General features: G+C 33.7%; 17 protein-coding genes. 5 read left to right on the forward strand and 12 right to left on the reverse strand.

Annotated elements, in window-relative coordinates; all coding sequences use genetic code 11:
* Positions 1 to 130 precede the first annotated feature (130 nt).
* Genes AC4FQ5_RS12865 through AC4FQ5_RS12875 form a run of 3 tightly spaced genes read right to left on the reverse strand, consistent with a single transcriptional unit; the run spans position 131 to position 3,321 of the window.
* The gene (locus tag AC4FQ5_RS12865; RefSeq protein WP_491143886.1) at positions 131 to 1,102 is read right to left on the reverse strand and encodes a hypothetical protein; all 972 of its coding nucleotides are present in this window, start codon (positions 1,100 to 1,102) and stop codon (positions 131 to 133) included.
* 51 nt (positions 1,103 to 1,153) lie between these two features.
* Complete coding sequence (locus tag AC4FQ5_RS12870; RefSeq protein ID WP_491143887.1) at positions 1,154 to 1,648, reverse strand: hypothetical protein; 495 nt, start codon at positions 1,646 to 1,648, stop codon at positions 1,154 to 1,156.
* Positions 1,649 to 1,674: 26 nt separating this feature from the next.
* Positions 1,675 to 3,321, reverse strand: coding sequence for a hypothetical protein (locus AC4FQ5_RS12875; protein WP_491143889.1), 1,647 nt, complete (start codon positions 3,319 to 3,321; stop codon positions 1,675 to 1,677).
* Between the two features lie 145 nt (positions 3,322 to 3,466).
* Here AC4FQ5_RS12875 and AC4FQ5_RS12880 point away from each other — a divergent pair, with 145 nt between their 5' ends.
* Both AC4FQ5_RS12880 and AC4FQ5_RS12885 read left to right on the forward strand, forming a co-directional pair.
* A complete protein-coding gene (locus tag AC4FQ5_RS12880; RefSeq protein ID WP_491143891.1) occupies positions 3,467 to 3,859 on the forward strand; it encodes a helix-turn-helix transcriptional regulator in 393 nt (130 codons plus the stop codon).
* A 442-nt stretch (positions 3,860 to 4,301) separates the two neighbouring features.
* Positions 4,302 to 4,991 (forward strand): hypothetical protein, encoded by a 690-nt coding sequence (locus tag AC4FQ5_RS12885; protein WP_491143893.1) that lies wholly within the window; start codon positions 4,302 to 4,304, stop codon positions 4,989 to 4,991.
* Positions 4,992 to 5,042: 51 nt separating this feature from the next.
* Here AC4FQ5_RS12885 and accC read toward each other — a convergent pair whose 3' ends face one another.
* From accC to pdxA, 5 genes are all read right to left on the reverse strand, one after another.
* Complete coding sequence (gene accC / locus AC4FQ5_RS12890) at positions 5,043 to 6,398, reverse strand: acetyl-CoA carboxylase biotin carboxylase subunit (RefSeq protein WP_491143894.1); 1,356 nt, start codon at positions 6,396 to 6,398, stop codon at positions 5,043 to 5,045.
* A 95-nt stretch (positions 6,399 to 6,493) separates the two neighbouring features.
* Complete coding sequence (gene accB, locus AC4FQ5_RS12895; protein WP_300352300.1) at positions 6,494 to 6,976, reverse strand: acetyl-CoA carboxylase biotin carboxyl carrier protein; 483 nt, start codon at positions 6,974 to 6,976, stop codon at positions 6,494 to 6,496.
* A gap of 124 nt (positions 6,977 to 7,100) precedes the next feature.
* A complete protein-coding gene (gene rpmF / locus AC4FQ5_RS12900; RefSeq protein ID WP_047445089.1) occupies positions 7,101 to 7,307 on the reverse strand; it encodes a 50S ribosomal protein L32 in 207 nt (68 codons plus the stop codon).
* A gap of 69 nt (positions 7,308 to 7,376) precedes the next feature.
* Positions 7,377 to 7,898, reverse strand: coding sequence for a YceD family protein (locus tag AC4FQ5_RS12905; protein ID WP_491143897.1), 522 nt, complete (start codon positions 7,896 to 7,898; stop codon positions 7,377 to 7,379).
* Positions 7,899 to 7,981: 83 nt separating this feature from the next.
* Positions 7,982 to 9,073: a 4-hydroxythreonine-4-phosphate dehydrogenase PdxA gene (pdxA, locus tag AC4FQ5_RS12910; RefSeq protein WP_491143899.1), complete on the reverse strand. Its 1,092-nt coding sequence runs from the start codon at positions 9,071 to 9,073 to the stop codon at positions 7,982 to 7,984.
* Positions 9,074 to 9,122: 49 nt separating this feature from the next.
* Here pdxA and AC4FQ5_RS12915 point away from each other — a divergent pair, with 49 nt between their 5' ends.
* The 3 genes from AC4FQ5_RS12915 to AC4FQ5_RS12925 are packed head-to-tail and all read left to right on the forward strand — an operon-like array spanning position 9,123 to position 11,858.
* On the forward strand, positions 9,123 to 9,719 hold the full coding sequence (locus AC4FQ5_RS12915; protein ID WP_491143901.1) for a riboflavin synthase: 597 nt from the start codon (positions 9,123 to 9,125) through the stop codon (positions 9,717 to 9,719).
* Positions 9,709 to 11,163 carry a sensor histidine kinase gene (locus AC4FQ5_RS12920; RefSeq protein ID WP_491143903.1) on the forward strand — a complete coding sequence of 485 codons (1,455 nt, stop codon included), beginning with the start codon at positions 9,709 to 9,711 and terminating at the stop codon, positions 11,161 to 11,163. Before AC4FQ5_RS12915 ends, AC4FQ5_RS12920 begins: the two co-directional genes overlap by 11 nt.
* The gene (locus tag AC4FQ5_RS12925; RefSeq protein WP_491143905.1) at positions 11,163 to 11,858 is read left to right on the forward strand and encodes a tRNA1(Val) (adenine(37)-N6)-methyltransferase; all 696 of its coding nucleotides are present in this window, start codon (positions 11,163 to 11,165) and stop codon (positions 11,856 to 11,858) included. Before AC4FQ5_RS12920 ends, AC4FQ5_RS12925 begins: the two co-directional genes overlap by 1 nt.
* A 2-nt stretch (positions 11,859 to 11,860) precedes the next feature.
* On the opposite strand, the gene AC4FQ5_RS12930 is transcribed toward AC4FQ5_RS12925, so the two are convergent.
* The 4 genes from AC4FQ5_RS12930 to AC4FQ5_RS12945 all read right to left on the reverse strand — a co-directional run bounded on the left by AC4FQ5_RS12930 (position 11,861) and on the right by AC4FQ5_RS12945 (position 14,058).
* A complete protein-coding gene (locus AC4FQ5_RS12930) occupies positions 11,861 to 12,571 on the reverse strand; it encodes a cell division ATP-binding protein FtsE (protein ID WP_491143907.1) in 711 nt (236 codons plus the stop codon).
* Between the two features lie 157 nt (positions 12,572 to 12,728).
* Positions 12,729 to 12,887 carry a 50S ribosomal protein L34 gene (gene rpmH, locus AC4FQ5_RS12935; RefSeq protein WP_034679005.1) on the reverse strand — a complete coding sequence of 53 codons (159 nt, stop codon included), beginning with the start codon at positions 12,885 to 12,887 and terminating at the stop codon, positions 12,729 to 12,731.
* 98 nt (positions 12,888 to 12,985) lie between these two features.
* Positions 12,986 to 13,405, reverse strand: a complete 420-nt coding sequence (locus AC4FQ5_RS12940) for a DUF1573 domain-containing protein (protein ID WP_491143910.1) — start codon at positions 13,403 to 13,405, stop codon at positions 12,986 to 12,988.
* Complete coding sequence (locus AC4FQ5_RS12945; RefSeq protein ID WP_491143911.1) at positions 13,402 to 14,058, reverse strand: hypothetical protein; 657 nt, start codon at positions 14,056 to 14,058, stop codon at positions 13,402 to 13,404. Before AC4FQ5_RS12945 ends, AC4FQ5_RS12940 begins: the two co-directional genes overlap by 4 nt.
* Position 14,059 lies beyond the last annotated feature (1 nt).

A 14,059-nucleotide genomic window follows, 5' to 3' on the forward strand; every position in this document is an offset into this window, starting at 1 on the left:
TACCAAGAATCTTAAAATTTGTCTATTCCTTCCTTTTTATAAAAACACTTGTTTCGATACCTTCAACTTGCTCCATCTGTATTTATCTTTAGAAATCTTTTATATTCGCACAAAAAACTGAGCAGGAATATTATTTTATCTTATCTAAATTTATATTTTTGTTTTTTAGAGCACTTCCCATTTTTACTTTTATTAAATCTTTAATATATACTCCCATTAAAGGAACAGCCTTATCTCCTATCAATCTGTAGTATGGTGCTTCATATTTTTGAATTCTTCTATCATCATCGGGTGGAATTGTATTTATTCTTATGAATGGATCAAAATCAATAGACTGGGCTTTTATAGTTTTGTTTTCCTGATATTTATCAAATTTATAAGGATCACCAGGACTTGCCCATCTTCCATCTTTAGTTTTGTACAAATCAAAGAATTGATATTTTTCCTGATACAACTTGCCACAATACTCACCAACAAAAAGCAATACTGTATCGTAATATTCAATCATAGGTCTACCAAGATGACTATAAGACTTAAACACAATCGTATCTTTAGGATAATCACCATAAATTTCTTCTTTAATTTTATAGGTATATTTCATTCCGCCTCCATCTAACATCTTTACTTTACAATAATAAGGATCTGCTTCATATTCTCCTGATATTTTTTCCGCAACAAAAATGTAAAAATTGGAAGGTTGTTTTTGTTCACATGCAACATAAGGTACACAAGGCTCTGGTTTTAGTTGGACTTTTATTTTATTTTTTACAATATCGGCTACTTTATATTTTTGCTCGTAATATTTTTCTTTATAAAAATACAAAGTGTCCGTAAGTTTTGCTTTTATTTCATAATACCCAAATTCATTTGTAAGTCTATGATATTTTTTACTATCAATTAGCTTATGATAACTATCCCAATCTTTAGTTTTAAACGAGACATCACTTTGCTTTCTTACTGTATCATTTACGGCAACCATTACGTAACTATTTGCTTTTGAAGAATCTTTTACAATACCTCGAACAGTCACTTTTTGTGATTTATAAAATATTGTAGAAAAAACAAGTAAGAATAAAAATATCTTTAATAATATTGATTCCATAATCTGTATTTAAAAAGATTAACCGCCAACTTATTTTGGCGGTTAATTACTTTATTTAAGACTTCTATCCTGACTATTATATCCATTCATACCAATAAATTCAATTTTTTCAATTTTCATATTAGAAAAATATTGTACGAAATTAGAATTCCATTTTGAATCAGCTTGTTTTACCATACTACTTATTTGCGAGGGAATCTGATTCTCAAAAGTAATATCTAAAACTGGAAATCTATAAAAATTATCTGATGCAACGTCCCACATATTGACATCAGAAAAAAATAATCTTAATGTATAATATTTTTCACTAGTATCTGTCTTACTATCATAACTAAGCATAACAACATTTATATTTTTATTTTGCAATTCATTATAAAAATTGGAGAAATTTTGCCCATAATATTGTGTTTTGTTTGGAACTAATAGATTAAGTTTAGGAACCACATCGTTGTAAAAATTTATATAATCAGTTATTGTTTGCGCTTTACAATTGTACATACAAAATAAATTGATTATAAGTAAAGTTTTGATCAGTATTGATTTCATATTTTTATTTTTAAAATTAAATTTAATTATGGACATTTAGAAACTTTTGCTCGTAGTCCTTTGGTTCCATCCGGATTGGTTATTTCTTCCAATATTACATTAATTTTTTTCAAATTGCCATTATTATCTACTTTTGCAAGACTTATACCTGCATTGAGATTCTCTAAAATATAAGCCATTGCTATAGCTTTAGGATGATAATCTTCTCCTGATGTATTTATTGTTGACATTTTATTATAGATAACTCTTACTTTTTCAGCTGCATTCCAAAGATCACTATCTTTTAAAAATCCATGTTTAATAGGATCATAATTTGCACTTTCAAGATAAGTATCTCTGAACTGTGTGGCGGCGACTCTGTCATTTAATACCAAAGCATATACTTCTGGTGTTCCTAGATCAGAATCTCCATATACATATCGATACTTAAAATTAGCATTATAAAATACTTCTGTCAGCATTCCATATAAATCTCCTGCAGAAGGTTTTCCAGGATCTCCGGAATGTGTATGACCGTCAGCAAAAAAAGACGCGGGATTATTCAACAAATCATCAGGAGTGTTTCCGCTATTTTGTTGCTGTTCTATAGCAGGAGTTACGTCATACGTACCATCACTTTTTATTCCTAAAGCCGTTGACCATTCGTTTATTAAGATTCTTTTCCCTTTTAATACCGCATCCATTTGAGATTGCACAGTAGGGTTTTTCAAAACTGTATTAGCAGCGGTGATTGATGTTTTTGTTTTCTCGCAGGGGTCATCCACAAGATCATTCCCGTTTCCTGCACCTAAACAATTTTTTATAATCCTGTAAAAAGTACCTTCTGCTGCACAAGGGTCTGTAGGTTTTGGGGGAGTATTGGGATTAGGTGAAGATCCACCGCCACCGCAGTCAGGTCCACAACTTGGGTTTGATGGGTAAGAGGATACAGGATCATCTACCCAGCCTACAGTATTAGCACATGATTTCCACACCTTACACTTCCCTCCGTGCTGGCAATTATTATAATCACAGGTTGATAATGGGCAGCTATTGGCACAAACGTGAAGCGTTGCGCAAGTAAAATTGTAGAAGAATTTACCATTGTTGGCGCTTTCCTTGGTCACCTCCATAATATCCAATCGGTTATATTCGCCGTAGCCATCGTACAGATCGGTTGGAAGATTGGTATAAAGCTGCCGCCCAAAACACAGGAAGTCCATCTGTAGAAAAATATCCATCAGAAACTTTCTTTTATCGGCAGGATATTCCGGATTGTAGACAAATTTTTCCAAATAATCATTGGTAAAGTTTCTGAGTATATACACTTCATTATTTTCATCCAAATTAATCAATAATAAAGAGCTGAGAGAAGCATCATCTGAAGAAAGAGGCACATACAAGACCGTTTTTTCGGCAACATCCAAAACCTGCATCTTCTCCCAAATAGGCATTCCTTCCTGATCGGGCATCGTAGAGAGAAAATCTTTTTCCCGGTTGTATGCTTCAAGAATCGCAATGTAATCTACACCAGATTTAGCATTAAGACCACCGGTTTTAGAATGATTAAAGAAATCGGCAGCATTTCTTTGGGAACCAGCTTCCTGACTGGCAAGATCTTCGTTGCGGCAGGAGTAAAGTGACAGCACAACAGCCATCATCAGGCAAAGCCTGAGAAATAAATTTCTTTTCATAAACATTTGATGTTTTTTAAGTGGTTAAATATATAAAAAAATTCACATTACAAAGATGTAAAAATTACTGATACGGCAATGCCCTATTTTTGATGCATGATTTTGTCTGAAAAAAAATTATATTTGTCTCAGCTAAACAGACCTCATGAACGCAACCATAGGAAAGAGAATAAGAACCTACCGAGAAGAAAAAGGTTTTTCACAGGAAGAGCTGGCAGAAAAACTGCATATCTCGCGCTCAACTTATCAAAGAATAGAAAACGGTGAGACCAATTCATGGATTAATCATATTGAAAATATTTGTACTTCGCTTGATGTGAAACTTGATGATATTTTAAAACCGGAAGAAGGATATACTCAAATAAACAGAGAAAACACTTCAAATGAAAATTCTAGTAATAATATGATTCAGAACCAGACAAATAATTATCATACTTCAGATAAATTATTAGAAAGTCTTCAGGACCATATCGTTTTACTGAAAGAAGAAAATCAAAGGTTGAGAGAAGAAAATCAGATTCTAAAATCTCAGAAATAAATCATAATAAAAAAAGCATCTAAGGATCTTTTTTTATTTCAACATTCAGTTTAACACTCTGTTTGTCATTCCGATTCTTTTTCATTATCATTCACTGTTGAGATTCCTCAGGAATAACAAAGATTGGAAGAAGCTAACAAACAAATCACGAAAAAAAATATTAAGAATTATCGTTATTAGCATGCCCCAATCACGCACAATGTGAAAGCAGCACTCAGAAGCTATAAAGATGCCTTCCCAAATGCTTCGGAATACTACTCTAAGATTTAGGACTGTAAAACCTCAGTTTCAGAAAATCACCAGTCAGCTTTTAATCATTAATTAATACCGGATAATAGTTATCCTTATCTTTATAAAGGTAAACTAAGAATTAATAACTTATATTTTAACATTTTAATGAAATTTTTTTATTTTTGTTTTAATAAAATTAAAATTTTAAAATATGAAAAAACACGAAGTTGTAAGATTGTATAATTTTTCTGATGCAAAATTAGTAGAGGTAGGGAATGAAAAAATAGCTTTTATGAGAAGAGATATAGATGCTTTTGCATCTTTCGGGCTTGATGAAACAAAATTTTCCGAACTGGAAACTAAAATCAACGATTTTTCTAATCTGGTAACCGATATAGAAACTTCAAATGAGCAGGTACAGATTACCGAGCAAAAAGATGCAAAAGCCGAAGAATTGCGGGTTGCTATACGAAGCGTCATGACGCGTGCAGCCCAAAAGTACGGAAATCCAAGTGCAAGATATGCAAATTACGGAACAGATATATTGAGTAAGCAAAGCGATTCTGATCTCATCATTACTGCAAAACGTGTAGTGAGAGTAGGAACAGCAAATCTAAACGATCTTGCTAGTGAAGGATTGCAAAACACACATTTAGATAAAATAACTACACTTACTGATGATTTTGGTATTTTGCTTATCAACCAAAAATTAAAAATAGGGGAAAGAGATATTAAACAAGAAGATAGAGTAGAAGATGGTAATGCTATATATTCACTTTTGATAAAGTATACGCAGACAGGTCAAGATATTTGGGAAACCGATGATGTAGCAAAATATAATGACTATATCATTTACAATACGCCTTCAGGAGAAGAAATTTCTGAAACTCCTGTTATATAATAAAAAAACCGCCTCAAAATTGAGACGGTTTTAAATTTATATAAAATAATCTTAATGATTATCATATTTCTTATCCATTACAAAGCTCTCCATGAATTTTGTCGTGTAGTTTCCGGAAAGATAAGCTTCATCTTCCATTAACTGTCTGTGGAAAGGAATAGTTGTTTTCACACCTTCAATATAGAATTCTTCCAAAGCACGTTTCATTTTTGCAATTGCTTCTTCGCGGGTTTGTGCCGTTGTAATTAGCTTTGCAATCATAGAGTCGTAGTTAGAAGGAATAGTGTATCCAGAATAAACGTGAGTATCAACTCTTATTCCGTGTCCGCCAGGAATATTTAATCCTGTGATTTTTCCTGGAGACGGTCTGAAATCGGCATAAGGATCTTCCGCATTGATTCTGCATTCGATAGAATGTAATTTCGGATAGTGGTTAATTCCTGAAATAGGAGTTCCTGCTGCCAAAAGAATTTGCTCTCTGATCAAGTCATAATCAATAACCTGCTCAGTAATCGGGTGCTCAACCTGAATTCTGGTGTTCATTTCCATGAAATAGAAATTTCTGTGCTTGTCCACAAGGAATTCGATTGTTCCAACCCCTTCATAACCGATAAATTCTGCCGCTTTCACCGCTGCTTCACCCATTTTCTCACGAAGCTCGTCAGTCATGAATGGGGAAGGCGTTTCTTCAGTTAATTTCTGGTTTCTTCTCTGTACAGAACAATCTCTTTCAGAAAGGTGACAAGCTTTCCCAAATTGGTCACCAGCAACCTGAATCTCGATATGTCTTGGCTCTTCAATCAGTTTTTCCATGTACATCCCTCCGTTTCCGAAGGCTGCCACAGCTTCCTGAATTGCAGATTCCCAGTGATCTTTAAGGTCTTCAGCTTTCCATACAGCTCTCATTCCTTTACCGCCACCTCCTGCGGTAGCCTTGATCATAACAGGATATCCTGTTTCTTCTGCAGTTTTTACAGCATGTTCATAAGATTCAATCAATCCGTCAGAGCCGGGTACGCAAGGCACGCCTGCTGCTTTCATGGTTGCTTTTGCATTGGCTTTGTCTCCCATTTTCTCGATTTGCTCAGGACTTGCCCCAATAAATTTGATGCCGTTTTTCTGGCAGATTCTTGAGAAGTTAGCGTTTTCAGATAAGAAACCGTAACCTGGGTGAATTGCGTCTGCATTTGTGATTTCTGCTGCTGCAATAATGTTCGGAATTCTCAGGTAAGAATCTTTGCTCATTGGCGGACCGATACAAACGGCTTCGTCAGCAAATCTTACATGAAGACTGTCTTTATCCGCAGTAGAGTATACTGCAACAGTTTTGATTCCCATTTCTTTACAAGTACGTAAAATACGCATTGCAATTTCGCCACGATTGGCAATTAATATTTTTTTGAACATCTCCTCTGAAATTTTAAATTTTAAATTTTGAATTTTAAATTATTTTAAATGAAACAATTTTCATCTAAAATTTATAATCTTTCATCTAAAATTCCTTAAGATGGATCTACTAAGAATAATGGTTGGTCATATTCTACAGGTGTAGCATCGTCAACTAAGATTTTAACGATTTTACCGCTTACTTCAGACTCGATTTGGTTGAATAACTTCATTGCTTCGATTACACAAACTACTTTTCCGTTGGATACCTCATCACCTACGTTAATAAAAACATCTTTATCAGGAGATGGCTTTCTGTAGAAAGTTCCGATCATTGGAGATTTAATAGTTACATATTTACTATCATCAGAAGCCGCTTCAGTTTTTTCCGTAGATGGAGAAACAGCAGCAGGAGCGTGACCCGGAGCTGTTTGCTGAGGAGCTTGCTGATACATTGCCGGTTGAGCAACATAACTTACTTCGTTTCCTCCAAGCGGCGTTTTAATAGTAATTTCGAAATCTTTAGTCTTGTATTTTACTTCTGAAACCTCAGCTTTAGATACAAACTTAATAAGATTCTGTATGTCTTTAATGTCCATAAAATTGATATTTGATTTGTCGTCAAAGATACCAAAAAAAGACAAAAAGCAACAAAAAACCACTCATTTTTATTAAAATTGAGTGGTTTTTGTATTAAATAGAGCTTTTTAAGGTAAAAAGCTCTTAGTTTTCTTCTGTAGTAGTTTCTACTGTTTTTTCCAATACTACTTTTCCTCTGTAGTACAATTTTCCTTCATGCCAGTGAGCTCTGTGGTATAAATGCATTTCTCCTGTAGTTGCATCTTTTGCCAATTGAGGAACTACTGCTTTGTAATGAGTTCTTCTCTTATCTCTTCTTGTAGACGACTGTCTTCTCTTTGGATGTGCCATTTTGTAATAACTTTTTTAATTTGATGAGCGATGAGATCTTTGCATCATCTCATCATATTATTATTATTTTTAATTTTTATCTTTTAATTTCTTCAAAGCTTCCCATCTCGGGTCAACTTCCTGTTCTTTTTCCTCAATTTCTTTCGGACTGAATTTTTCAAGAATTGCCAAATCTTCATCGCTTATATTTGGCGATATTTTTTTCATGGGTATTGAAAGTGCTACATTCTCATACATCAAATGTGCTACGTTGAATGCATGATCGTTCGCCGGAATTGTAATTACATCTTCCTCGCTGTCGTCATATTCTTCTCCGAATTTTACTAAAATACCGATCTGGTTTTCAATAGGGTAGTCAAAATTATCGTTTGTAATGTCACAAACCAATTCTACTGTTCCATTTACTTTTACTTCAAATTCTAAAAATGTAGTGTGTTTATTTAAAAATACTTCTACATCGATTTTAGGATTTGTAAATTCCTGTTCAGTGTCAAATAATTGAAAGAACTCTTTATCTATCTCAAACCTGAACTCGTGCTTACCGATTTTCAGTCCGGAAAAGCTTATATCGTAGTTTCTTAACTTGTCCATAAAATGAGTGTGCAAAAATATGCATTTATTTTAATATTACAAATAAAATAGGTAACAAAATTAATTTTAATTAGTTCAACGATTTACATTTCGCTTTCTACAGGAAGATCTTCATCTATTCCGTTGTCTGAAGGCATTCTTCTTGGCTGAAGTCTGTTGCTCATCATTTCTTTATAATCACTCCTGTTTTTAAAAATCTTAATCGCCATGAAAATTGCTTCCATAAAACTCTGTTCATCGGCAATATTTTTCCCTGCAATATCATATGCAACACCATGATCAGGTGAAGTTCTGATAAAAGGAAGTCCTGCAGTATAATTTACGCCTTCTTCATAAGCTAGAGTTTTAAATGGAGCCAAACCTTGGTCATGATACATTGCTAAAACGGCATCAAAGTTTTGATATTTGCTCGGCTGGAAGAAACTGTCAGCAGGAAATGGTCCGAAAGCCAGAATTCCCTGGTCAGAAAGTTCTTTAATGGCAGGTGAAATGATTTCAATTTCCTCATTTCCGATCACGCCACCGTCTCCGGAATGTGGATTTAAACCTAAAACTGCAATTTTAGGTTTAGATATAGAAAAATCTTCAATCAAAGTTTGGTTTAAAGCCTTAATCTGTTTCTTTATTTTTTCTTTTGAAATATTTTCAGCAACCTGAGAAATCGGAATATGATGCGTAGAAACGGCAACTTTCAAACCATCCGTCACCAAAAACATCAATCCTTTTTTGTTAAATTTTTCTTCAAAATAACCAGTGTGCCCTGCGTGTTTGAAACCCATTTTCACCATTTCGTCTTTATTGATCGGTGCGGTAACCAGAACGTCAATTTCACCTTTCATCAAAGCTTCGGTTGCAGCTTCTAACGAGTCAATGGCCATTTTGGTAGATTCTTCTGACGGTTTGCCCAATTCCACATTAGAATTATCTTTCACCAGATTCAGCATATTCAGCTTTCCGTTCTGAGCCTGCGAGGTCTCTGTGATATAATTAAAATTAAGATTTAGCTTGAAAATATTCTTCTGGTAAGTGAATAATTTTCCTGAGCCGAAAATAATTGGGGTAAAAAAGTCGGTGATGGTTTTGTCTTTCAGAGATTTCATGATGATTTCCGGACCGATGCCGTTGAAGTCACCAATTGAAATTCCTACTCGTACTTTATGGTTTTTTGGGCTCATTTTGATTATCTTTGAAGATTATAATTTTACAAATTTAGCAAAAAATAATATGTTCACAGGAATTATTGAAGCGGTGGGAGTTATTGAAAAAATTGAAGAAAAAGGCAGCAATATTAATTTTACTTTAAGCTGTCCGTTTACCCATGAATTAAAAATTGATCAAAGCCTGGCTCATAACGGTTGTTGTCTTACGGTAGTTGAAATTACCGGGAGTCAATACGTTGTTACTGCGATCAATGAGACTTTAGAAAAAACCAACTTAGGAAAATGGGAAGTAGGAAGTGTGGTGAATCTTGAGCGTTGCATGATGATGAACGGAAGACTTGATGGTCATATTGTTCAAGGGCATGTAGACCAAACTGGTGAAATTGTTGGCATTGAGAACAAAGATGGCAGCTATTTTGTTACTGTACAGTATAATTCAGAAGGAGGCTTCGTAACGGTTCCGCAAGGTTCGATCACAGTAAACGGAATCAGTCTTACTGTTGCCAAAAGCGGCGATTTTCAGTTTTCTGTTGCTATTATTCCTTATACCTGGGAATTTACCAATATGAAAAATATGAAGGTAGGAGATAAAGTCAACCTGGAGTTTGATATTGTTGGTAAATACATTGCTAAATTAATTAACAAGCAGAATGTCGTTTAATAAATATAAAGGATATAGTTTAAGAAACCGGGTATTTTTTGGTTTCCTACTCGTATGTCTTTTGAGTGTTGCTGCTTCTTCATTGGTTCCGTACTTTGTTTTGAGAAAAAATTCTCTGAAGCAGAGTAAAATCGATATGCAGGATAAAACCAATGCGGTGATGAGATTTTTAGATTATGCAGTCAGTCAGTCGACGGTGCATACAGAAGATCTTCCGGCAGTTTTAAAAAATAAAATTTTTGAAATTGCCGATATCAACCAACACGATATTATTATTTACGATCTTAAGGGAAATTATTTACTTTCCAACAGAGATGAAAATTTAGTTGATAAAAAACAAATTCCCATAAAAATTGTCAATAAACTTCTTTCAACCGAAGCCAGATATGATTTCAGGGAAGTTGACGAGTCAAAAGATGCAGTTTTTACATCTTCGTATTTACTCTTAAAAAATAATATGCTGGAGCCGGTAGGAATAATTTATATTCCTCTATATCATGACGAATCGGCTTATCTGGATGTTCTTCACAAATATGTAATCTACATTCTGATCGTAGATGTTTTACTTATTATTTTCAGCATTTGGCTGAGTTGGGTAACATCTAATAATCTTGCGAAAAATATCACCAAGTTTTCTGATATGATCACCAGGATAACGCTTTTTGAAAACGAAATGCGTCCTATCAAATATTATAAAAATGATGAGCTGAATGCTTTGGCAAGAGCTTATAACAGGATGATTCTTCAGATTCAGGATCAGAAAGAAAGACTTCGGTTCAAAGCTTCCGAAGAAGCTTGGCGCGAAATGGCAAAACAGGTTGCGCATGAGGTAAAAAATCCTTTGACACCTATGAAACTGACCATTCAGAATTTTGAAAGAAAATTTGATCCGCAAGATCCGAATGTCAACGAAAAAGTAAAGCAATTAAGCAAAACAATGGTTGATCAGATCGATTTGATTGCCACCGTAGCTTCAGCATTCTCTGAATTTGCCAAACTGCCTGAAAAAAATAACGAGATCATCAATCTTAATACTGAAATTGAAGATATTCTAAGAGTTTTCAACGATGATCTGATTTTTGTACATTCTAATAAGAGCAATATTATGATTAACATGGATAGGATTTATCTGTCCAGAATCATTACCAATCTGGTTACAAACGCACAACAGGCGCAAAGTGATGACCGAAATCTCCTGGTAAATGTGGATATTGAGCAACACCAAAGAAAAGTGATTATTTCCGTTCAGGATAATGGAATCGGGATTGCCGAAAATATGTTTGAAAGGATTTTCGAGCCCAATTTTACTTCGAAAAACAGCGGAATGGGCTTAGGTTTATCAATGGTCAGGAAAATGGTGGAAGACTACAAAGGTCAGATCACTGTAAAATCTGAGCTTGGAAAAGGCTCTACATTTATCATTACACTACCTACAAATCTTTAGTGAAATCTTTTAAATTTAAACAATTTGAAATTCAACAATCTGCCGAAGTTTTCCGAGTGGGAACAGATGGTGTTTTGCTGGGTGCTTTGGCAAATGTTGATGTTGCTGAAAATGTGTTAGAAATTGGAACAGGAACGGGTTTGGTTTCTTTAATGCTTTCCCAAAGGAATGTATCGGCTGATTTTTTAGGAATTGACATCAATGAAGAAGCGGTACATCTTACAAAACTCAACTTTGAAAATTCTCCATTTAATGTAAGATTAAAAAATATACTTCAGGATTTTAAAACTTTTGAAACTGACAAGAAATTTGATCTTATTATTTCAAATCCACCTTATTTTGAAACTTCAGATTCTGTAAAGGATAAAATAGCAAGGCAAACCGTTGAGTTAAATTTTCGACAATTGATCTCAAAATCAGCTAATTTACTTTCAGAAAATGGAATTTTTTCTGTGATTATTCCTTATGAAGCAGGAGGGGATTTTATAGAAATAGCAAAAGAAAATCAATTGCTTCTAAACCGAAAAATTAATATTTACGGAATTGAAAATTCAAAAATAAAAAGATTGGTTTTAGAATTTTCTTTAAATGAAAGTGATCTCTATGAATCTGATTTTATCATAGAAAAAAGTCCGAGAAAATACTCAGACCATTATCTTGAACTCACCAAGGAGTTTCATGTCTTTAAAGAATAATCTTATTCAAATAATTCTGCAGTATCAAGTACAGAAACTTTGCCGTCTTCACATCTGATCGCTTCTCCGGGGAAGTTCTGAATCATATGATAGTCGTGTGTTGCCATTACAACAGCAGCTCCGTTATCGGCAGCAACCTGCTTTAATAGAGTCATAATTTCGTTAGAAGTTTCAGGATCTAGATTTCCTGTTGGTTCATCGGCTAAGATCAAATCAGGATGATTCAATAATGCTCTTGCGATCGCAATACGTTGTTGCTCACCTCCGGAAAGTTCGTGCGGCATTTTGTGCTTTTTACCTTTCATATTTACACTTGAAAGCACTTCGTTGATGCGTTCGTCCATCTTTGCTTTATCTTTCCATCCGGTAGCTTCCAAAACGAATTTCAGGTTTTTTTCAACCGTTCTGTCAGATAGCAATTGGAAATCCTGAAATACAATTCCCAGTTTTCTTCTCAGATTGGGAACATCAGAAGCTTTTAATTTGGCTAAATCAAATCCTACCACTTCGCCAACTCCTGCAACCAAAGGAATATGTCCGTATAAAGTTTTCAGAAGTGAGCTTTTTCCGGAACCTGTTTTCCCGATAAGATAGCAGAATCTGCCTTTCTTGATGTTCAGATTAACATCAGTAAGCACGGTAAAATTTTTCTGTGTAATTTTTGCGTGCTTCAGATTGATGATATTGTCTCCGGAGATATTTGTATGTGGCATAAATTCAATTTTTAGAGGCTTTTTCTAAAATATTTTTTCAGATTTTAAAAATAGAAAAAAGAAGCTTTATAAACCTAAAATTTAGGAAAATTTAACAACAAAAAATGCCTGAAAAAACTTATTTTCAAGCATAATCTGTATATTGTAAAGTTAAGAATTATCTCTTAGCTCTTGCAGAACTAACAGTAAGGCTTTTTCTACCTTTAGCTCTTCTCGCTGCCAATACTCTTCTTCCGTTTGGCGTAGACATTCTTTCTCTGAAACCGTGTTTGTTTCTTTTCTTTCTTTCTGATGGCTGGAACGTTCTTTTACTCATTACTATATATTTTAGTCGTAATTATCTATTAATTTTCAGGTTGCAAATATATGTATATTTTTATTAAGTGCAAACTTCTGGAATGTTTTTTTGAATATTTATTCTACAATCCCTTTTAATGTTAGAGGGTAGATTGTATCATATTTTGAAATAGTCTTATTGGTCACTAAAAATATTTGTTTTACAGTGAGTCCTTTGTCTTTATATTTATTTGGATTGTAGTTAGTCTCAACTTTTATAGTATCATTTCTGTGATAAATTCCTTCTTTCACTTTACTTATGGTACAGTCACACCCATCAAGAACACCATAGACTTTTAGAATATCATGCATATTGTTTACATATTTGAAAGTATAGTTTTTTGACGGAGTATTTTTTTTCTTTAATGTTCCAAAGTCAACAGTAGTTCCATCTTCCTTTTTTTTCATAACTAAAGTGACTGTTTTCTCATGAGTTGCAAAGCCAATTATGACAAGAACTAATATTCCTATGATGATATATAGATGTTTTTTACTCATTTTTTATCTTTTTTAACATAAACTTCTAATCCCATCATCATATTGACAAAGCTTTTAGTACGTGGGTTTTGACCACCTTTTAAACCCCAATCTCCATACAGTCTCACGTAAGTAAGTTCTTCTTCTGATGCTAATGTATATCTTGCTGATGGTCCTAGTTTCCTATCATTAAATTCATTTGGAAGCCATTTCATACTGGCAAAAACACCATCATCAGGAAAAGGAATGTTATATGTTTCCACATCTATCACAACTTGCTTTCTGCTTTTACTGGTTGGTGTATAGATAATTTTATTTTTGTTAAGTTTAGTCTTAGGTTTACCGGTGAGAGAATCTATGGTATAAAAATTTATTTCTACATTCGTATTTCTTACTTCTGGATCAGTTTTATGCAGATATAAAGTTACATGACTTACAAAACCTGACTTTCCTAAGTTATTTTTAAATTTCATACCCATTTCATAATTTGGAAAAGGTATTAATCTATTATTACCTTTCTGTTTAAGAGCAAAATGATGACTTACTTTTTTATATTTTTTCTCGTTAATAGTCACTGCTTCAATATCTGTATATTTTAAAGTGTCATTTTTAAATTTCTGTCCATTGACGAAAACAGTTAAAAAAAACAAAAAGCATTTTATTATAGCTCTCATA

The sequence above is a fragment of the Chryseobacterium sp. DT-167 genome, from assembly GCF_058310155.1.